Here is an 18,965-nt window from a genome sequence, read left to right as displayed (position 1 = left end):
GTACAAGGTAGTTCTGTAGAACATATACAGACTAAACTGATGTGAATAAGAGCGCCTCTAGTCAATTCCGAATTTAATGATAATTTTAAATATATATTATTTCCTTGAGAATATTTGAGGAGGTAATATGATGAGCAATGAACCAAAAAAACGAATCCCTATCGTTACACTAAAGTTGGTAAGAGAAAAATCAATACTATACGCTAAACGCCGCATCACCTCACCAGGTGATGCGGTTTCTTTGTTCCGTAATTATATGGGTGACCTTGATCGTGAGCATTTTGTGCTGATGGGGTTAAATATGAAGAACGAACCAGTCGTGCTAGAGACGGTCCATATCGGCTCATTAAGTGCGTCCATAGTTCACCCTCGTGAAGTGTTCAAGTCTGCCATTCTCTCGAACGCAGCGTGCATTATGGTGTGTCATAACCATCCGTCTGACGACTGTGAACCTAGTGGAGAAGATGTATCGGTCACAGAGCGCTTGGCACAGGCGGGAGACTTAATCGGCATTCCGTTGCTCGATCATTTGATTATCGGCACAGAAGGATATGTCTCATTGAAAGAAAGAGGGCATTGCTGATGGATGATGCTAGAACGATTATCGACCGCGCTCTTATGTATGTGGATAAATCGGATGAGGTGTGGTGGGACCTGATTGTCAGCGAGGCATTCGAATTTGATAAAGAGGAGTTGGACCTGTCCTTCTTACCTGATGAAATCGAAAAAACAACGGGAAACCGGGTCCTGCTTGAGACGTATCTGTATAAAGAATATCTGGTCCATCTCATACGTGATGAGCAAAGAACGTGTCTGGTCATCTATCAACGTGACGAACTGAAACTGATTCAACTAATCGAGGAGGAATAAATAATGAACGAGTATCAACGAATTTGGATTGACGGCGAGGAAGTCTATTGCAAGTCGGACGCATGGATCAATGCGGACTCGGATAGCATCTGGGATGAAGATGCGATGAAAGACATCTTGATGGAGGAATACGTGTCGGATGGGACGGATATCGATGAGGGTGTGGTCAGACAAGTATTGAGTCAATTGTCTGCTGAAGATCGCAATATGGTGGCGCTGTATCTGTCTTATTATTTAAAGTTATCGGAGGAATGAAGATGAAAGAGCTGTGCAAAGTTATTATCAATCTCACGATTTCAATAATTAGACACAAATGAATGGGGTGTAGCGAATTATGGATTTTTAATCATGATTCGCTATTTTTTTTACTCGAATAATCTTATAATCAGGTAAAAATTGAATAATTATAAATAACTGAATATTTCAATTATTATAAAATACTCCATCTATCAAGAAAAATCCTCCGGTTTTATCGATAGCAGGACAGGCACTTACGACGGCGAGGATGCAAAACCCCTAGCAACAGCGGGGCGAAAAGTTTTTGTTGTTTTTCTATTCCCTTTATACAAATCCATGCCATATAGTGTGTCTACCGGGCCCGGACATTAACTAAAAGGGGATATGAGGAATGTCGCATTTATCCGAACGAAACGAACACGAACCGCAAGCACACGAGTACGACGAGTCAATTGCAGAATCGTATGAAACGATACCAGACGAGCAGGTGGAGCACATAGACTATCAATCGGTATTTACAGACGGTCAGTATCTCATGCACTACGAGGACGGACCTGAGTTCCTTTTAAATCCAAAGGGTGTTTACGCGATGAAGTACGATAAGGACTACGATGACTATATGCCTGCACGTAAACGCTTATGTACCCCGATGTATGTACGCAGTGTGACACGAAACAGCATCACAGGAGAGCTGATCGCGACCATCGCATACAAATTACAGGGTTTAGAGTGGTATGAACTCGAACTCTCGTCTCAAAGTATCAATGAAGGGGTGTCGTCCAATCTATCTAGCCTCGGGGTAGTCATCAATCCGACTCCTGGCAATAAGCCGTTACTTGCTCACTATCTGATGCTCCAAATCAATGAACTTACCCATAACTCCATCCACGAGTATGTAGGATTTCGTAAGCAAAAACGCATCGATGGAGACTCGATACTGTTTGCCCATCAAGCTTACGAGTACGAGCGTACAGAAACGGGTGAACTCTTTATAACGGAAAGTCAGGTGAGTGAGCGATATCGTAAAGCGGTGACGGTAAAAGGCAATGCGGATGATCTCATTCAACGACTGAAAGTACTGTTTCCGCACAAGGAAGTCAAATTCGCACTAGCAATCGGATTCTCTGCCTTGTTACATGGCTATCTTAAGTTACAAAAGCCAGACCTTCTCAACTACATCATCCATCTGCATGGGAACAGCTCGACAGGGAAGACCACAGCCGCAAAATTGGCTGTCAGTGTTGGCGGTAGTCCGTTAGAGGCGCCTCTTAAGACATCGTGGGATGCGACACCTAATGCACTGTTGAACGGTTTTCAAGGAAACTTCGGTCTACCTGTACTCATCGATGAGTCTTCGATGGCGTCCCGTGATGCGTCAGATATGATTTATCAGTTTTCGAACGGTGAAGAACGTGCGAGATTAGGGCGTGATTCCCGACAAAGACCACGAGCCGTTTTTGCGACGATTTGCGTATCCACAGGTGAGCAAAGCCTACGGAACTTGGATCGACATGGACGCAATGTTAAGAATGCAGGTGTTTCCGTTCGCGCTATCGAGGTCACCGATCTCAATTTTATGCCATCGAAAGAAGTCGCTGAGACTGTCTCAAAAATAATTCATGAGCATCATGGAATATTGGGACCAATCTTTGCTGAAGGCTTGCTCCGTATTGACCCTAAGAAAGTATTGGCTTCTTGGAACAGGACTCGCGACAGCTATGAAGCACTCGTATCGAATTCGAGCAATTACGTGAACCGACTATCGCCGATGTTTGCCACGTTAGATTTATCGATTCGTTTAGCATATTCATACTTCTTCAAATCAGCAGAGGATGATCAAGCGCGAGTTTCAAGAGAGTTTCAGGAGTTTCGCGATATGATGGTGCACATCTTTGAAGAGCAGTTGAAGACCCTTGATATTGCGAACACCGCATACGATCAATTCCGCAACTATGTCATCACACACATTCGGAAATTTAAATATGACTCATACCGTCCTGTGAGTAATGACGTCTTAGGTGAGATCAAACCCATCAGACATCCGAGTCGATTCGAAGTATTCATACTGCAAGAACATCTTCATGAGTTTTTCAGAAAGGCGGGTTATACGAGTCCGAAGGTGGTTTTGAAAGAGTGGAAGTCCAAAGGCTTCATCGTTTCAGACAGTGATCGCATTACTTCACGAACGAAGACATTAGGCAACGATCGATTGACAGGGTATCGGGTCACTTTTGAGTCTGGAACTTTTGATGATTATCTGCCTACCGAGGCCGAGTTAAGCCTTCGATATGGACCTCAATGGGAACACCCTGGTTCTCAGCAGACCCGAGTGCAGCAAATTGAAGCTGACTTGCAATTGATTGACGTTGAACTTCCCCCGCAAGACGGAGACGACATTTAAGGAGCGAATGAACAATGCACATCGACACTCAAGCAAACGAACTAGCAAATATTCTCAAGGACATGGTGCTGTACCAACAAGCGAACAGAGAGGCGGAGACGAAAAATGACTAATTCATTAGGGAACATGATTTTAGAACTTCAACAATCGTATTCGAAAAAGGACTTTACTTCGACAACTGGAAAGCGCGCGGCAATTTATGCCCGCGTTTCCACGGTCGAGCAAGCCGATGAAGGGTATTCCATCGATGCCCAATTAAAAATACTTCGTCAAGTATGCGAAGAAAAAGGCTTTGAACTCGTTGAAGAGTTCGTGGACCGAGGGATTAGTGGGAAGGACGTCGTAAACCGTCCTGGGCTTCAGGCAATGCTTCAGGCTGTTGAAGAAAGAAGACTTGATATTGTACTCGTCTGGAAAATGAATCGTCTATCCCGAAAAATCACGGATATGCTGAACATCGTTGATTCATTGAAGTTACGTAACGTTGAATTTTATTCCCACACGGACAACATCGATACGAATACCCCACAAGGAAGCTTTCAGTTTCACATCATGGCTGCCGTCTCTGAGTTCGAACGGAAGAACATCGCCGAGAACGTGAAAATGGGGATGATTGAGCGCGCTCAGAGTGGTCGATGGAACGGGGGTGTCGTATACGGCTATGACATCATCAAAGTACGGGACACGATGCGGAAACGGGGCGATACGATTCTTGAAATCAATCCAGATGAAGCAGAGGTCGTGCGCCGGATATTTACCCTTTACAATCTGGGCGATGGTTACAAGACTATTGCCAATCTGTTGAATCGTGAGGGGTACAAGACCAAGCATAAACGCGAGCACTCGATCAATGGAATCAAGACCATCCTGACCAATCCGCTTTATGCCGGATACATCCGCTACAACGTTCGACAGGAGTGGGCGACCAAACGCCGTAACAACATCAATCCAGATCCTGTACTCGTCAAAGGTATTCATGACCCCATCATTGATGCGGAGACATGGAAAAAAACGCAAGAGCTGTTGAAAGGAAGAAGCTACACGCCAAACCGGGTTCACTCGGGCAGCTATCTGCTGACGGGAATCATGAAGTGTCCGCAATGCGGTGCAGGGATGGTGCTCTCCCGGACGACGAATCGACGAAAGAACGGCGAAAAGCGCGTGCTTGAATACTATGCCTGTGGGCAATGGAAAAACAAAGGATCATCTGTATGTAGCTCTAACGGGGTTCGAATTGATAAAGCGAATCCTTATGTCATCAACCGTATTCGCGAGTTGTTAAACGATCGGTCACTTTTAAAAGGACTTATTGAAGCGGTGAACAAGAATGCGAAGGAGGGAATCCAGCCATTACAGAAGCGTCATGCACACCTGACGCGCCGCCTAGAGAGTCTGGAAAGGAAGCGTGAAAAAACATTCGGTCTTTATGAAGACGGGATGATTAAAAAAGTCGAGGTACAAAAACGCTTAGAAGCGAGTGACTTCGACATCGAGACGACGAAGAATGAGCTGTCCCAGATTGCACGGAAACTTCGTGAGCAAGATCGATTGAAAGTGGATACTGACGTTGTAGAAAGCGTGCTAAGCAACTTCATGACGCTTTATGACGAAGCGCTGACTGTGGAGCAACAGAAACGTTTAGTGCGTATCCTAGTCGAAGAAATCACGATTGATGCAAGTCGCCAGATCGAGACGATTCAAATCAAACTGAATGAAGAAGTCATACGCTTCTTTTCGAGCAAAGGTGGAGATGATCCTGACGGGTCACCTCCGCCTTTTTCATTGTTGTTGAATATTGCATAAGGTTGCTTATCAGACGAAGCTGAAATCAATCCTGAGTGTCCAAATGAGCGTTTAAAACAGCTTTTATCCATGAAGCGACTAAATGTACTTCTATTTAATGAAAGCCGCGTATATCGCCTGTTACGCGGCTCTTGCTTTAGGACCCGGAAACCCGGTGAATAAGCTATAATACGAATGAAGAACTAGCAACGTCAAAAGGGGAATAGAACTAATGATAAGAAAGAGTGATAGAAACTTTAAAATTAGTGTAGGAATAGCAATTTTCTTAGCCGGATATGTCTTTGGTTACATCAGCCCTAGATTAATAAATGAGCTACGTACACTAAATCTGATAGAAGCTATATCTTTCTTTTCTTCTGTTGTCACTTTAATGCTCTTTCTTTTTTACTTGATTGGTCGATATTTATTAGTTAGAAAAGTAGAAACCTTTATCACTGAATCGATTGATGTTGTCTATACATCCAATGCAGAAAATCAGAAAAACAACATAGTCGACGTGATTGAACTAGGTGAAGACCATTCAGAAACTGTTTATTTAAGCTCAATTGAACCTATGAGATACATTAAATTTTATGAGTATGACTTTGATAAAGATAAAAGGGGTAAGTTTATTGCTGAATACCTAAATTTAAAAAATGAACAAGTTTTAGAAGTCAGAACCTATCTTCCTGAGGGGATTCCCAATTATATTCTTGAGTATCAGCGTTTCGATTATGTGAAAGGTAAGTTGAGTTTGGGGGAAAACGGAAAAAATGGTCTTCTCTTGGAAAACTTAGAACTTAAGCATACAGCCAAAAGTTTATTGTATTACTTAGTAAAATAAAGTAATGATACTTCTGTTTGAAGGGGTGTATAGATGAGTATTAATGTTACTAGTTTAAAAAGACATGTAAAGAATGATGTTCAGTTGCAGTCGAAGTTAGTAGACATGAGGAAAAAAAGAGATCAGTTATTTACTAAGTTGAATAAACTTATGAATAAAAAAAATCCAAATAAGTCCGATCTAAAAAAAATAGCTAGTTATAACAATGAGCTATTACAATACGATAAAAATATTACGCAACTCATTGAAAAGTTGAAAAAGAATAAAGAAAATATTAATAAATATGAAGTTAAAGTAGCAAAAGAGCAAAAGAAGCAGTATAGCGATTTAACGAAGTCTATGAAGGCTAATACAAATTCTAATGAAGAATATTTAGACGAAATCATTGAGATAAAAGATAAGCTCGATGACCTGTCTAGCGATATTAAACAAGCTGTAAAAGAAAAAGAACTTATAGAATACGACGTGTTTTTATCACATTCTAGTTTGGACAAAGACATATTTGTGACAGAGTTGTCAGACAAATTAGCTGATAAAGGATTAAGAGTATTTGAGGACGTAAAAGTATTTAAGATCGGACAAAGCCAAACAGAAATGATGAACATGGGAATATTAAATTCAAGATTCGTTGTAATTTTTCTTTCGGAAAACTTTATACAGAGCGGATGGTCAAGCTATGAATTTAAAAGTTTTTTAAATCGAGAAATTAATGAGAAGAAGATAATAATATTGCCTATTTGGCATAATGTATCATTTGATCAGGTGAAAGAATATAACCCATACCTAGTTGATAAGTTTGCGTTAAACACTAGTAAATATTCTTTAGACACGATAGTAGAGCATATTCATCAAGTTGTAACTGAATCTATGAGGTAAATATATTTGAAGTTGAAATATAAAAACCTCATTTAGATGCGATACGGAGAGCCGTACCATAAATAAATGAGGTCTAATAAAAGGTTGATGAGCCAGCGCTCATCAACCTTTTATTTTGTCCTGAAGACATTTTTAAATAGAGACTAAGACCATAATCCAATCTTTTTTATATCCAATTTAAAAAGGATTGTCGATAATCAGTTTCGAATTTACAATATAGATAAAAATCATCATAAAATGGTATTTTTTATAAAAAATCATATTTTTAAGCGCAGAGGAGCTTTCCAAAAATGGAATCGAAACGAGAACGAACGACAAGAAGAACATCATTTTTTCAAAGATATTTGATCCCAATCACAATCGCTTCGTCTGTAGTCGTATCTGGTACAGTCGGATACTTTGTTAGTCAATTTAATATGAATCGGGATACGAACGAGTCTATTTCTCAAGCGGAGATGCAATCGCGCGTCGACGATATGCAAGCAGAATCTGTCACAACCATTGAAAAAGAAGTACCGCAAATCATTAATGATTTAGAAGAATACGATCAAGATTTAACCCAGCTCGTCCAACAAGTCGATTGGTTAAAAGAAAATATGGTCCCTGTCCGTAGCATTTTAGAACATATCAATTCAGCGACGCTTGTCATTTCAGGAGTTAACAGTGTGGTTAGTAGTCCGGTGTTAGGTAAAATGAGTTCTTATTTAAGTTCTGCCAACAGCACGTTAAATGAAGTGGATGACGTTTTATTTCGACTAGAACACTTATCGAGTATCAAACAAGAGATGGCTGAGACGCGTAAACGGGTGAGTCAATTATATGAGACCTACCAAACTGAGAATGATCCAGCATTGCTATTAGAAATGGAGCACGAATTGGATACGGAACTCGTTTATCAAATTGAGGACGTTCGAACCTCGACAATCGAAGCTAGGGAAGCTCTAGAATTATCTACAAATGTCATTGTAACGGCGAACTATACAATTTCTTCCTATCAAAAGGTAAAAAGGACGGGTGGAAAAGCCATCGAGACACTGCAATTTTGGAAAGAAGAAAAGAATGAAAATAAAATTGATCAGGACAAGTACGATCGAATTGAAAAAGAGTTAGCAGATTCAAGAGAACGTCTAAAAGATCTTCCTGAAGAAATGGCCGAACGATCGAAGCGAACAATCTCTTCCATCAATGAAGTGAAAACTGAGCTTCAAGTCGTGAGGTTGGCTGAAGTAATTCAAACAGATTAAAAAATGGTAAAGAAACGATTGAGTAAGTCACTAGAAACTAGTTAAAAAAATATAAGAAAGGTCACCGAACAGCCGTAACCTATCATTTTGTATGAATCTCACTTATCAACGCATGCGTGTTACCCTCAGAATCCTTGAAAAAAGCCATCCACGTCTCGAGGTTCTCCATTTTCGCGACGAGGTGCGGCTCGTCGATAAACTGAACATCTTTCGCCAAAAGCTGTTCATACGCCTCGGTGAGATGGTTCACTTGGAGATATAGCACAGAGCTCGCTTTCGCAAAGTCTTCATTTTCGGGACGCGACAGCATGAGCCGCACACCGCTACATTCTAAAAAGGCGAGGTTGCCTGTTTGGAATAAGAGCGGAAGTTGAAGCGTGTCCCGATAGAAACGTACCGCGCGATCCAAGTCGTGCACCGGCACATAGATTTGTCTGATTTGTTGAATGAGATTCAAACGACATCCCTCCTAAATTGGGTTCTATCACGAGTGTAGCGAATTTATCCTGGATTCCCTTCCTGTTTAACGAGTTTGGCGAATCCGTTGAACCATGAATAGTCCGAGCGCCAAAATGACGGTTAGGACAATGAACGTGAATCCCAAATAGAAGGGTGAACCGGTCGTCCCGATGGCCACCTCGTTTTGAAGCATAGTGACGTTATCCGCCTCGGCGATGATGTCGGGTTCATAATTGAGCGTGCGGATGAAGCCGATTCCGAAGGTGGCGACAACATAAATCAGATGGAGTGCTGTGGATAGAAGAAGAGCGAGTCTGATTGTTTTCAAAATGGTGCTCCTTTTTGGATATAATCATGTATAACGATAGTATAACTAGAATTGCCTAAACCTGACAGACAAGGAGTGAGACTGATCGAAACCGTTTATTTAGCAGGTGGTTGCCTCTGGGGCGTCCAAGCGTTCATCAAGACGTTACCCGGTGTCATCGAAACGGAGGCCGGACGGGCGAACGGGACGACGGATACGCTTAACGGACCATATGACGGTTACGCCGAATGCGTCAAAACGACGTTCGATTCGAGCATCGTCACGATGGAGGATTTGATGCACTACTTGTTCGAAATCATCGACCCGTATAGCGTCAATCGCCAAGGCGAGGATGTCGGTGAAAAGTATCGGACCGGCGTCTATAGTACAGACCCGCGCCATTTGGAAGCCGCGCGCACGTTTATCGACAGTCGCAGCGACGCGGACCGAATCGCGGTCGAGGTGTGTCCGCTCACGAACTACGTCCGGAGCGCGGACGAGCATCAAGACCGGCTCGCGCGATGCCCGGACGATTACTGCCACATCCCGAAGACGTTATTAGAGAAGTATAAACAATGAGCCGACACGATGCCGTGTCGGCTCATTTGTTATGCCCGCTCGAGGACGTTCACGAGCAGTTGATGCACGACCTCGTGGTCGCGCACGTCATGCAGTTTGTAGTCTTTCCCGGGCAATGTGTACCACTCGGCCGCCCCGACGTACGTGATGGCGAGCTCGAGCGTGCCGTCTTCCTGGCACGTCGTCCGTAATTCAAGTTCTCCACTGATGACACCGACTTCCTCGGTCATGACACCGTGGGAGGCTTTAAAGATAGAAGATTGCTGGTTCATCGTGAACTCCTTTCAAAACTTAATAGCTGCAGGCGTTGATGGCCGTTTGCAAGGCCGTCTTTTCTGTCGATTGGAGGCTGAGGCCCCAACGGCTCTTCGTCTCAACCCACATCTTCGCATAGGCACAGCGTGCACCGGTACGTGGCGGTTGCCATGTCGACGGATCTTGGTCCCCTTTTGAACGGTTTGAGCTGGCCGAGACGGCGATGAGCTGAGGCCCGTTCAAATCATTTGCGAAGCTTTGACGTTTCGTTGTCGTCCAGCTGCTTGCACCTGAACGCCACGCTTCAGCCAATGGGACGACGTGATCGATATCGATGTCAGACGGCGACGTGAACGTGATGCCGTCATAGTAACTGTACCACTTACCGGTCGTGACCGGACACTCGTCGACGACCGAGTCGGCGTCGCGTTTCAAGACGACGTGACGCGTGTTACACCCGTTCCCTTGGCTACTCCAATGCGGGAACAAGTCACGGCTATAACCGGTCATCGATCCTTCTGTCTTCACCGTCAACGCGTTCAATTTAGACAGCGCGGTCGATTTCGACGGGATGTTCGGCGGGAGCGCCGAGGCGGTCGGGGTCGTGAAGTGAAGCGTTGTGGCGACTAAGATGATGGCGAATAACGAACTGATGCATTTTTTGAACATGTTTGTGCCTCCTATTATGTATGACGACTGAACGACGTGCATCGTAAACGCACGATGCACATCGACTATACATGGCAAGGATGTGAGAAATACGCAAATTTACAAAAAATGAATCTAACGATTATAAAAGTTGAGGTCAGGGACATGATACATGACATCAGACGTCCCGGCTTTAGCACTACTGACATACGCGTCAGCATCAACTATTGGTATAATGGAATCGGTTTGTAGTAAAGGACGAAGGAGTGGTACGTAATGAATCAAAAAGATATCGCGGCAATCCGCAAGCATTTCAAGTTAAATGCGGAAGCGGTCAAAATCGCTGACATTTATAATATTTATATTCGCCAAGACAGCAACGAGATTTTCCATGAGGAGCTGCGCTCGTTCCCGTTTGTCGAGCAGGAGCACCAAGAGCTGTTTCTCGCCAACTTCAAGAAAGTGCTCGGCGGCAAAATCGACGAGAAGCTATTCGAAGTGAAGTTTCAACATCCGGAGCCGGGCCAGATCGACCATACGCAGACGTTGTTGTATGAGGCGCTTCGGACCGACGAGATTGAAGAGTGGGCCGGTATGATGCAGCGGATCGCGCTCAAGATGGTCCAGGAGGCACCATTTGAGAAAGATATGGTCGTCACGTTCATTCGCTTCAAATACAATAAGCCGACACGCCGTCACTCGGAGGAGACGGAAATCGATATGCGTGACGAGGTATGGACGTCACGATTCATCCTATGTAGCATCAACCAGACCGAGCTCCCGAAACAGTCGCTCGTGTTCGATTATATCGAGCGGGAGTTCAAGTCGAATATCTTCATCAATCCGGTCATCAAACTCGATGCCCCGATTGGTGGTTTCATGTTCCCGTGCTTCACGGACAACGCGGCCGACGTCAACCATATCCTGTACGCCGCGCAAAAGGCTCATCAACCGGACTTCGGCTTCATCGAGAACGTCTTGAATGGCACCGAGATTGTGACGGCGGTCGAAGAGAAGGCGATGTTCGAGGAGGTCGTCAAAACTGTCATCGGCGAAGAAGTGAACGTCGGGACGCTCGCCACCGTCTATGATGAAATCAATCAGATGATCCTAGCCGAAGCGGAACGCGAGGACGAGGACGAGAGCGTGCCGATGATTGACGCCCGTACCGTCGAAATCGTCTTGAAGGCGAGCGGGGTCGAGGATGTGACGACGGAGAAGGTCGAGCAGGCGTTCCAACAAGTCGTCGACGACCGCCAATATGAGATGAAGGCGAGCAGCGTCGTCCCGAAATACACGTCGAAGTCGATTAAAATCAATACGAAAGTCGCCAATATCTCGATCAGTCCGCAAGACCTGAAGTACGTGAGACAAGTGAACGTGAAAGGGAAACGGTGCCTGTTGATTGAATTAGAAGAGGATACGGAGATTGAAGGATTCAAGTTGATCTCGGAAGAACTGCTCGACTAATAAATTCCGACTGGAGGACATCGAGTGCATCCGACAGAGCTGATTGAATGTTTGCTGGTAGCTGTTGTCGTCTTTCTGATTTTTGCGGCATCCTATGTATTTCGCGGGAAATGGCGGACGATGATTCGTCTGTTGGCTGTACTCTGCATCCTCATGTATGCGGTGTTTTATGCAATCCGTCCGTTTTTAATTGAGAGTCGACTCGCGGCGGACGTCATCATCCTTGAAGACAAACTCAAAGAACGACATCCGAATGAAACGTTCACTGTCACGACGATTCCATTTCGAACCGAGGGGTACGAGAGTACAAATCCATACACGATATACGTGACATTTTCGAGTGAGCCGGATTCGGAGTATTATTATCAGGTGACAGACGAAGGCGAAGTCGAGCAACGAGGATTCAGTTCGACGATTGAAGGGAAAATTGACTTTCACCATTTAGGAAAATAAGCTCAGGCTCAATGCCTGAGCTATTTTTATGACAATCAGGTGAGAAAGGTTGAATTTATGACGTGTAATCGTAAAGCGTTTTCGGAAATGCTGATTAAACATAAATAAGGTCCGGAGAGATCATCCTCTCCGAAACCTCGCTTGTTTACTTATGGGCTTTACTAACTTTTAGCTTTTTGCCTTTGATCGGTGTGGATTCCATCGCTTGGAGGACGAGTGAGCCTTTACCGTTCAAAATGTCAACATACGTCATTTGATCGTTGATTGTGATGATCCCGATATCGTCTGCTGTCACGCCAGGAATTTTTGCAATCGTCCCGACGAAGTCGACGGCGCGGAGTTTTTTCTTCTTCCCGCCGCTAAAGTGAAGTTTCATGATGTCTTGGTTGATGCGGGCCGTCTTGTTGTTGCGAACGACGCGTCGTCCGCTCAACTTCTCTTCGAACGCAGCTTGGTTGCGCGCGACTTGCGCTGCGTTCGGCGCATCCATCTCTGGGATATCGAATTTGATGAATGCCTCAATGGCGCGAACGAACTTGCCTTCGTGAGGGGTTGCGAGCGTGATTGCCTTCCCAGCGTTTCCGGCACGGCCGGTGCGGCCGGTCCGGTGCACGTAACTCTCTTTTTCCATCGGTACGTCATAGTTGATGACGAGGTTGACGTTATCGACGTCAATCCCACGTGCTGCGACATCGGTCGCGACGAGGTAGCGGAAGTTCCCCATCTTGAAGCCTTCCATGACGGCGAAGCGGTCTTCTTGCTCGAGGCCACCGTGGAGTCGCTCGCACGAGTAACCGGCTTGGTCGAGCTCACTGTACACCGTGTCGACATGTTCTTTCGTCCGACAGAAGATGAGGCAGCTGTCCGGATTCTCGACGACCGTCACATCTTGAAGCACGGCGAGTTTGTCTTCGCGGCGGACTTCAATCAGACGGTGCTCGATTGTCGAGGCGGTGACCCCGCTCGATTCGATGGCGACACGGACTGGTTCGTTCATATGCTTTTGGCACAAGCGTTCGATGTCATTCGGGAATGTCGCCGAGAATACCATCGTCACGCGATCGCGCGGCAATTCTTGAAGAATCGCTTCGACGTCAGCGAGGAAGCCACGGTTCAACATCTCGTCGGCCTCATCGATAATCAAGTAATCGATTTTATCGAGAACGAGTGTCTCCCGTTCGATGTGGTCCATGACGCGTCCCGGTGTTCCGACAACGATATGCGTTTTCTGTTTCAATTCATCACGTTGTTTCGAGAACGGCTCTTTCCCGTAAACGGCAGTCGCCTTGATTCGTTTGAAACGACCGATGTTCGTCATATCTTCGCGGACTTGAACGGCAAGTTCGCGTGTCGGTGTGAGAATTAGCACTTGCGGCTTGTTCTCTTCCCATTCGATGAGTTCCGTGACCGGAATGCCGAACGCTGCTGTCTTTCCGCTTCCGGTTTGGGCTTTGACGACTGAGTCTTTGCACTCAAGTGCGAGCGGGATGACTTTCTGTTGGACTTCGGTCGGTGATTCGTATTTCATGATGCCTAGTGCGCGTTGGATGTCTTCGCTTAGGCGATAGTCTAAAAAGCTTGGTTGATTCATAGGGTTACCTCATTTTCGTGTAAGAAACTTCTATTCGAGAAATTTTCATTAGCAATTTGGATTACGCTTCATTATACACGAAAGCAACCCATTCGTCGTTCATCCCAATAATCGTTTGAATGTAAAGCGGGACAAGTCGAAAGGACGTTCCATATTTAAAAACTGTTCTACAAAGACGCTTTTGATTGTCATTCTTCATAAAGCAACCGCTGCATATACGGTTCAAGTTTATATTGTGGATGGTCTTCCAAGCAGGCTGAGAATAAAGTGTGAATCGATTGTTTGGCACGTTGGATGGATATCGGGTCGATTGAATTAGGATATGTCTGTAAATAATCCTCGATGAACGAACGGTTCAATGTGTGATAAGCCTTGAATTGATGCGCTTTTCGTCCCTCTTTCAATGTCTGGGCTGTCAACGTCAACTCACGCAACGTCTCAAGCATCTTCAAAGCATAAATGAGATTGTTTCGCTTCAACTCTTTCTCCAGTGCTAGCGAGGCATAGATAAACTCAAAGGGAACATCACTGGTCTCGTATCGAATCGGGCTCTCAACAAAACGCTCATGTTCAATCTCCATGTGTTGGAGGAGTTGCCCGTCCCGATCGACCACGACGTTCCAAAGTGGAGAACGGACCGGGAGTAGTTCGAGTGGGGCGATAGAGATGTTAAACTCCAAGCGATTCTCGAGTAGGACAATCAGCAAAAAGATGTCCGGTCCGAACTGCTTTTCTTTAACGAAAATAGGGGATAATCGGAGAAAGTAGTCGGTTAAATTCTGCTTGATTGATTGGGGGTCAACATCAGGGCGGGCAGCCACCATTAAATCGATATCGGAATAGCGGTCCTGATATCCTGCGGCACCGGAGCCGAGCTGAACAACCCCTTGAACGCCTGTGTCAGTTTGTAAGTGATTAAGAACGTGTTGGAACTGTGTGTCTCTTTCAACTGTACTGTACATAGAATGACCTCAATTTCGTAGATGATAAATCCTTATTCTACCAATCAAAGGCGAATCCTTTTAATTTATAAAAGGATGGAATAAAGGTTATACATAACTAGTGAGCGTATAAGCCAACTTTGAACTATAAATTCAGAGACGAATCATCAGAACAGTATGTTAAGGGGCCAGTCATAAAAAGACTGGTGGCTAGTTGTCGATTGTCCAGATACAAAATCGTTTGGCGACAACGCCGGTGAAGTGCTCACAGACAGTTCTTGCACACATGATGATTCGTTAAGTGTGAAAATAGGTGATGACTTTATGTCGACCTACTTTTGTATCAAAAGTAACGAGTTATTTTGTATAATGGAATAGACATCTTGTGATTTGAAAGGGGGCGCATATACGTGGAAAATCGTTTGAGATTTTCTAAGTCTTCAATCACTCATGCAAAGCCAGTTGTCACAAAGGCGATCGTTTGCATGGGGCAGAATGTATAAGTTGATCGCTATATAATTTTTTACAACAATGGCTTTGCTTCCTTATTGTCGAAATTCTTATAAGGAGCGAGCAGATATGAAGTACGTAAATGCGCAACACATTCTTCCAGAGAAATTGCTTCAAGAAGTTCAACGATACGTCCAAGGGGAAACACTTTATGTGCCCCGGACAGTTCAAGAAAAGAAGCGTTGGGGAACGGTCAGTGGCGGGAAAAAGCTACTTGAAAAGCGTAACGAAGCGATTCGGATATCCTTTGCGAAAGGGACCGGGGTCGATCAATTGGCGGATGAATACCATTTGTCTGTCAGTACAATTCGCAAAATCATCTACATTTCAAAATAATTAGCGGCACAACGCATGTTTGCGATTGTGCCGTTTTTTATATAAAACAGTTCTAACTTAAAGTAGGTACATATTTGTAGTGCAAAATCCTTTACACTAAAAGAAGTCAGGATTGGAAAGGATGACTGAACATGCTAGAGCGTTTTATTGAAAACCACCAATTTAATTACATTCGAGAACAAGTAGAAATCATTCGAGATAGTCGAAAGAAAAGTTTACCGGTCTCCGTATTACAAGCTGTCATTGATTTGGCCAATGCCAAAATTTCATATCTATTTCCAGAAGCGACGCCATCTCAGCTCGCAATGATCGACGTGTCAACCTTACAAACAGATGAATCATATGACATGTTTATAGATGGATTAAGACCCCATGTCCGGTCGTTTCCACACGTTTCGGAACAACAAGTGAAAAAACTGTTTCCAAAACAGAAAAAGCTGAAACTTCCAGACGTAGCGGGTCTAAATGTGAATCGGATGTCCTATATGAGTTGGAATGACTTGCGTTCTAATCGAAAATATATCCTTTGCGAGAAGGAAGATCATCAGCTGATTGGGATTGAGTGTAAGCCAAGCCCGAATTCGAAGAAAAACATTTGTGCCTTCTGTAATCAGTTGGCAGAAGTCTCATATTGTGTGACTATCACGAAAGCAAAACAAGCCAAAAATCCTGACTATTATAAAGCGATTGGGACATATATCTGTACAGATAGTGCCACGTGCAACGAAAAAATGACAAATCTTAACGGCTTAATGACGTTCGTCGAAACAGCTTTGACAGAGTGAGTAAAAGATCGACTGTCCGTCGATCTTTTTTGCATAGAGCCTAATAGATCGCTAGCTATGCTAATGCTTAGTTCTCTATTAGTATGCCTGAAGTGATTTGACGGTATGACGTAGCTGGTCGATCTCCTCGTTTTTCCATCCGTTTCGGTCTGCGGCGTTAATTAACTGCCGGCTCGTTTTGATGAGTGCCTTTGTTAATTCCACAAGTGTTACCGTTCCCAGGATTGTTTAGGGACGATCCTCTTCTATCAATGTGAGCTCAACTTCTGTGCCGGTCACTTTTTTAGCAGCTATTTGAATTGGACCGTCCATGAATTGGAATGAGTAGGTTTCCTGCAACGGGGCGAATAAGAGGGCGTGGCCATTGTCAATCCACCATGTCAACACGATAGCAACGAAATCTGACCAGCCTTGTCCCGGGAAATAATCATGAAAATCGATGACGAAAGTGATGTTCCCAACGATTTGATTCGAGTATGTTAATGAATGTACACCAAGCGGACTACATCGTTAATGAGTTGACAGACATTCTAGAACTCCTTAGTCCACCTCACGTTGCGTGTTGAAAGATTCTGAATCGATTTCGGGTATGGTTTCGTATATAAGGTACCACATACAATCGGAGGGATGACGATGAACACGCTCTACATGAAACAAAAGGTTTTCAGCCTACGTGGCCGGTTCAGTATCAAAGATGCAGATGAGAACGATCTTTATTTTGTAGAAGGTAGTTTTATGAAGTTACCGAAGTCGTTCACGATTTCTGACAAGAATGGATACGAGATTACGACGATTACGAAAAAGACATTCAGCTTTTTGCCGACATTTTACGTCGATGTCGAGGGGGAGGAGACGTTAACGATTTCAAAAGAGTTCACGTTCTTCAAGCCGCGCTACACAATTGATGCAGCCGGGATTGAAGTCGATGGCAACTGGTGGGATATGAACTTCGAAGTACGCCAAAACGGACATGTCATCGGTAGTGTCCAAAAGAAGTGGCTAACGTGGGGCGATACGTACGAAATTCGAGTAGTCGATGATACGATGGAACACTTACTCATCTCAATCGTCGTCGCCATCGACTGCGTCAAAGCAGATCAAGCGGCATCTTCGAGCGCCGCGACGTAAAGGGGATGGAACGATGGAGTTTTGGGATGTGTATGATGTAGACTGCAAGAAAACAGGGCGAACGTGGCAACGAGGGATACGCCTTCCTCAAGATGATTATCATCTCGTCATCCACGTTTGCATTTTCAACAAGGATGGACAGATGTTGATTCAGCAGCGCCAACCGTTCAAAGACGGTTGGGCGAACATGTGGGACATCACCGTCGGCGGTAGCGCCACGGTCGGCGATACGAGTCAACAAGCGGCGATGCGCGAGCTTGAAGAAGAGATCGGGCTGAAACTTGATTTATCTAACACACGGCCCCATTTGACGGTCAACTTTGACGAAGGGTTCGATGATATCTATCTCGTCGAAGCAGAAGTTGACCTCGATGAGTTGACGCTCCAACCATCAGAAGTGCAAGCCGTGCAATGGGCGGATGAGGCGACGATTCTTGATATGATCAGGTCAGGGAAATTTATTCCGTATCACGAACCGATGATTCCGTTGCTGTTCGCGATGCGAGGACAATGGGGAGGTATCAATCATGTGGAAGTCATATAAGTGGATCAATGAACCAGACGAAGTGAGTCTCGGTGAAAGCTTGACGTTCCAGACAGCACCCGACACCGACTTTTGGCGGAACACCCATTACGGGTTCAACCGGATGACGGCCCACGCTTTGGTGACGGATGTGGCGTCTAAGCGGTTCACATGTCGCGCGACGATTGAGATGGATCCGAGCCATACATATGACCAGGCCGGCATCCTGTTATACGTTAACGACGAGCATTGGCTTAAGACGTCCGTCGAATATATTCCGGACGGACCGTCACACCTTGGGGCCGTCGTCACGTCCTTTGGCTACTCGGATTGGTCGACACGTGATTTCCCGAACGACGCCATCCGTGAACCGTTGACGTTTGAACTCGGCTACACCGATGGCGATGTTGAGGTGTTCTTCGAATACGAGGGGGGTACGCGTGAACAGTTGCGAATCGCTCACCTCCATGACGTCTCGACGTTACGCATCGGACCGTACGCCTGTAGTCCGGATCCGAAGGCGTCAGGATTCAACGTCACAATTTCAGATTGGACAGTTACGGAAGCATCGACTTGATATAAGGTCGGTGCTACCATATTCGTTAAAAGAAGAGTTGAACACAGAAATGCATCTTATTAAAGAGAATGTATCAGTTTTAGATGCCCGACATTTCACTCATGACGTAACACGAAAGAGCGCCTCGCGTGTGAGACGCTCTTTCGTGT

At 44.8% G+C, this 18,965-nt stretch carries 22 protein-coding genes; 16 read left to right on the top strand and 6 right to left on the bottom strand.

The annotated features are described in order from the left end of the window. The first annotated feature begins 130 nt into the window (after window positions 1-130). The 8 genes from FED52_RS13605 to FED52_RS13570 all read left to right on the top strand — a co-directional run bounded on the left by FED52_RS13605 (window position 131) and on the right by FED52_RS13570 (window position 8,254). The gene (locus tag FED52_RS13605; RefSeq protein ID WP_138860233.1) at window positions 131-583 is read left to right on the top strand and encodes a JAB domain-containing protein; all 453 of its coding nucleotides are present in this window, start codon (window positions 131-133) and stop codon (window positions 581-583) included. Next, complete coding sequence (locus FED52_RS13600; protein ID WP_138860232.1) at window positions 583-870, top strand: hypothetical protein; 288 nt, start codon at window positions 583-585, stop codon at window positions 868-870. The genes FED52_RS13605 and FED52_RS13600 overlap by 1 nt, the downstream gene beginning before the upstream one ends. A 3-nt stretch (window positions 871-873) precedes the next feature. After that, window positions 874-1,125, top strand: a complete 252-nt coding sequence (locus FED52_RS13595) for a hypothetical protein (protein WP_138860231.1) — start codon at window positions 874-876, stop codon at window positions 1,123-1,125. A 373-nt stretch (window positions 1,126-1,498) separates the two neighbouring features. After that, entirely contained in the window at window positions 1,499-3,508 is a 2,010-nt protein-coding gene (locus FED52_RS13590) for a DUF927 domain-containing protein (RefSeq protein WP_138860230.1), read from the top strand. Between the two features lie 105 nt (window positions 3,509-3,613). Further along, window positions 3,614-5,311, top strand: a complete 1,698-nt coding sequence (locus tag FED52_RS13585) for a recombinase family protein (protein ID WP_240731274.1) — start codon at window positions 3,614-3,616, stop codon at window positions 5,309-5,311. Between the two features lie 211 nt (window positions 5,312-5,522). Beyond that, the gene (locus FED52_RS13580; protein ID WP_138860229.1) at window positions 5,523-6,134 is read left to right on the top strand and encodes a hypothetical protein; all 612 of its coding nucleotides are present in this window, start codon (window positions 5,523-5,525) and stop codon (window positions 6,132-6,134) included. Window positions 6,135-6,167: 33 nt separating this feature from the next. Next, window positions 6,168-7,010, top strand: a complete 843-nt coding sequence (locus FED52_RS13575) for a TIR domain-containing protein (protein ID WP_138860228.1) — start codon at window positions 6,168-6,170, stop codon at window positions 7,008-7,010. 290 nt (window positions 7,011-7,300) lie between these two features. Continuing rightward, window positions 7,301-8,254, top strand: coding sequence for a hypothetical protein (locus tag FED52_RS13570; protein WP_138860227.1), 954 nt, complete (start codon window positions 7,301-7,303; stop codon window positions 8,252-8,254). 82 nt (window positions 8,255-8,336) lie between these two features. Here FED52_RS13570 and FED52_RS13565 read toward each other — a convergent pair whose 3' ends face one another. Together FED52_RS13565 and FED52_RS13560 are read right to left on the bottom strand one after the other, a co-directional pair. Next, the gene (locus tag FED52_RS13565; RefSeq protein ID WP_138860226.1) at window positions 8,337-8,711 is read right to left on the bottom strand and encodes a VOC family protein; all 375 of its coding nucleotides are present in this window, start codon (window positions 8,709-8,711) and stop codon (window positions 8,337-8,339) included. Between the two features lie 66 nt (window positions 8,712-8,777). After that, window positions 8,778-9,041, bottom strand: a complete 264-nt coding sequence (locus FED52_RS13560; protein ID WP_138860225.1) for a hypothetical protein — start codon at window positions 9,039-9,041, stop codon at window positions 8,778-8,780. Window positions 9,042-9,125: 84 nt separating this feature from the next. Here FED52_RS13560 and FED52_RS13555 point away from each other — a divergent pair, with 84 nt between their 5' ends. After that, window positions 9,126-9,599, top strand: coding sequence for a peptide-methionine (S)-S-oxide reductase (locus FED52_RS13555; RefSeq protein WP_138860355.1), 474 nt, complete (start codon window positions 9,126-9,128; stop codon window positions 9,597-9,599). A 29-nt stretch (window positions 9,600-9,628) separates the two neighbouring features. Here the strand turns inward: FED52_RS13555 and FED52_RS13550 are convergent, their stop codons facing one another. Both FED52_RS13550 and FED52_RS13545 read right to left on the bottom strand, forming a co-directional pair. Then, window positions 9,629-9,871, bottom strand: coding sequence for a hypothetical protein (locus FED52_RS13550; protein ID WP_138860224.1), 243 nt, complete (start codon window positions 9,869-9,871; stop codon window positions 9,629-9,631). A 19-nt stretch (window positions 9,872-9,890) separates the two neighbouring features. Next, window positions 9,891-10,523 (bottom strand): HNH endonuclease family protein, encoded by a 633-nt coding sequence (locus tag FED52_RS13545; RefSeq protein ID WP_138860223.1) that lies wholly within the window; start codon window positions 10,521-10,523, stop codon window positions 9,891-9,893. Between the two features lie 255 nt (window positions 10,524-10,778). Here FED52_RS13545 and FED52_RS13540 point away from each other — a divergent pair, with 255 nt between their 5' ends. Both FED52_RS13540 and FED52_RS13535 read left to right on the top strand, forming a co-directional pair. Next, on the top strand, window positions 10,779-11,972 hold the full coding sequence (locus FED52_RS13540; RefSeq protein WP_138860222.1) for a DUF4317 domain-containing protein: 1,194 nt from the start codon (window positions 10,779-10,781) through the stop codon (window positions 11,970-11,972). A 24-nt stretch (window positions 11,973-11,996) separates the two neighbouring features. Next, window positions 11,997-12,425, top strand: coding sequence for a hypothetical protein (locus FED52_RS13535; RefSeq protein ID WP_138860221.1), 429 nt, complete (start codon window positions 11,997-11,999; stop codon window positions 12,423-12,425). Between the two features lie 145 nt (window positions 12,426-12,570). On the opposite strand, the gene FED52_RS13530 is transcribed toward FED52_RS13535, so the two are convergent. Together FED52_RS13530 and FED52_RS13525 are read right to left on the bottom strand one after the other, a co-directional pair. Then, window positions 12,571-14,016 (bottom strand): DEAD/DEAH box helicase, encoded by a 1,446-nt coding sequence (locus FED52_RS13530; protein ID WP_138860220.1) that lies wholly within the window; start codon window positions 14,014-14,016, stop codon window positions 12,571-12,573. A 188-nt stretch (window positions 14,017-14,204) separates the two neighbouring features. Continuing rightward, window positions 14,205-14,978 carry an aminoglycoside 6-adenylyltransferase gene (locus FED52_RS13525; protein WP_138860219.1) on the bottom strand — a complete coding sequence of 258 codons (774 nt, stop codon included), beginning with the start codon at window positions 14,976-14,978 and terminating at the stop codon, window positions 14,205-14,207. A 558-nt stretch (window positions 14,979-15,536) separates the two neighbouring features. Here FED52_RS13525 and FED52_RS13520 point away from each other — a divergent pair. The 5 genes from FED52_RS13520 to FED52_RS13495 all read left to right on the top strand — a co-directional run bounded on the left by FED52_RS13520 (window position 15,537) and on the right by FED52_RS13495 (window position 18,816). After that, window positions 15,537-15,803, top strand: a complete 267-nt coding sequence (locus FED52_RS13520) for a CD3324 family protein (RefSeq protein WP_138860218.1) — start codon at window positions 15,537-15,539, stop codon at window positions 15,801-15,803. A gap of 131 nt (window positions 15,804-15,934) precedes the next feature. Continuing rightward, a complete protein-coding gene (locus tag FED52_RS13515) occupies window positions 15,935-16,588 on the top strand; it encodes a FusB/FusC family EF-G-binding protein (protein ID WP_138860217.1) in 654 nt (217 codons plus the stop codon). Between the two features lie 633 nt (window positions 16,589-17,221). Further along, window positions 17,222-17,716 (top strand): LURP-one-related/scramblase family protein, encoded by a 495-nt coding sequence (locus FED52_RS13505; protein WP_128123835.1) that lies wholly within the window; start codon window positions 17,222-17,224, stop codon window positions 17,714-17,716. A gap of 13 nt (window positions 17,717-17,729) precedes the next feature. Then, window positions 17,730-18,260, top strand: a complete 531-nt coding sequence (locus FED52_RS13500) for an NUDIX hydrolase (protein WP_138860216.1) — start codon at window positions 17,730-17,732, stop codon at window positions 18,258-18,260. After that, window positions 18,244-18,816, top strand: coding sequence for a DUF1349 domain-containing protein (locus tag FED52_RS13495; RefSeq protein ID WP_138860215.1), 573 nt, complete (start codon window positions 18,244-18,246; stop codon window positions 18,814-18,816). The genes FED52_RS13500 and FED52_RS13495 overlap by 17 nt, the downstream gene beginning before the upstream one ends. Window positions 18,817-18,965: the final 149 nt, after the last annotated feature.

Source organism: Exiguobacterium mexicanum (assembly GCF_005960665.1).
Lineage (GTDB): Bacteria > Bacillota > Bacilli > Exiguobacteriales > Exiguobacteriaceae > Exiguobacterium > Exiguobacterium mexicanum_A.
This window is presented reverse-complemented; position numbering and strand designations above follow the sequence as displayed.

Coding starts and splice junctions, on each gene's coding strand:
- FED52_RS13600 (WP_138860232.1), top strand. CDS start 583: ATGGATGATGCTAGAACGATTATCGACCGCGCTCTTATGTATGTGGAT.
- FED52_RS13605 (WP_138860233.1), top strand. CDS start 131: ATGAGCAATGAACCAAAAAAACGAATCCCTATCGTTACACTAAAGTTG.
- FED52_RS13580 (WP_138860229.1), top strand. CDS start 5,523: ATGATAAGAAAGAGTGATAGAAACTTTAAAATTAGTGTAGGAATAGCA.
- FED52_RS13520 (WP_138860218.1), top strand. CDS start 15,537: ATGAAGTACGTAAATGCGCAACACATTCTTCCAGAGAAATTGCTTCAA.
- FED52_RS13495 (WP_138860215.1), top strand. CDS start 18,244: ATGTGGAAGTCATATAAGTGGATCAATGAACCAGACGAAGTGAGTCTC.
- FED52_RS13530 (WP_138860220.1), bottom strand. CDS start 14,016: ATGAATCAACCAAGCTTTTTAGACTATCGCCTAAGCGAAGACATCCAA.
- FED52_RS13525 (WP_138860219.1), bottom strand. CDS start 14,978: ATGTACAGTACAGTTGAAAGAGACACACAGTTCCAACACGTTCTTAAT.
- FED52_RS13545 (WP_138860223.1), bottom strand. CDS start 10,523: ATGTTCAAAAAATGCATCAGTTCGTTATTCGCCATCATCTTAGTCGCC.
- FED52_RS13595 (WP_138860231.1), top strand. CDS start 874: ATGAACGAGTATCAACGAATTTGGATTGACGGCGAGGAAGTCTATTGC.
- FED52_RS13505 (WP_128123835.1), top strand. CDS start 17,222: ATGAACACGCTCTACATGAAACAAAAGGTTTTCAGCCTACGTGGCCGG.
- FED52_RS13590 (WP_138860230.1), top strand. CDS start 1,499: ATGTCGCATTTATCCGAACGAAACGAACACGAACCGCAAGCACACGAG.
- FED52_RS13540 (WP_138860222.1), top strand. CDS start 10,779: ATGAATCAAAAAGATATCGCGGCAATCCGCAAGCATTTCAAGTTAAAT.
- FED52_RS13500 (WP_138860216.1), top strand. CDS start 17,730: ATGGAGTTTTGGGATGTGTATGATGTAGACTGCAAGAAAACAGGGCGA.
- FED52_RS13585 (WP_240731274.1), top strand. CDS start 3,614: ATGACTAATTCATTAGGGAACATGATTTTAGAACTTCAACAATCGTAT.
- FED52_RS13575 (WP_138860228.1), top strand. CDS start 6,168: ATGAGTATTAATGTTACTAGTTTAAAAAGACATGTAAAGAATGATGTT.
- FED52_RS13550 (WP_138860224.1), bottom strand. CDS start 9,871: ATGAACCAGCAATCTTCTATCTTTAAAGCCTCCCACGGTGTCATGACC.
- FED52_RS13515 (WP_138860217.1), top strand. CDS start 15,935: ATGCTAGAGCGTTTTATTGAAAACCACCAATTTAATTACATTCGAGAA.
- FED52_RS13570 (WP_138860227.1), top strand. CDS start 7,301: ATGGAATCGAAACGAGAACGAACGACAAGAAGAACATCATTTTTTCAA.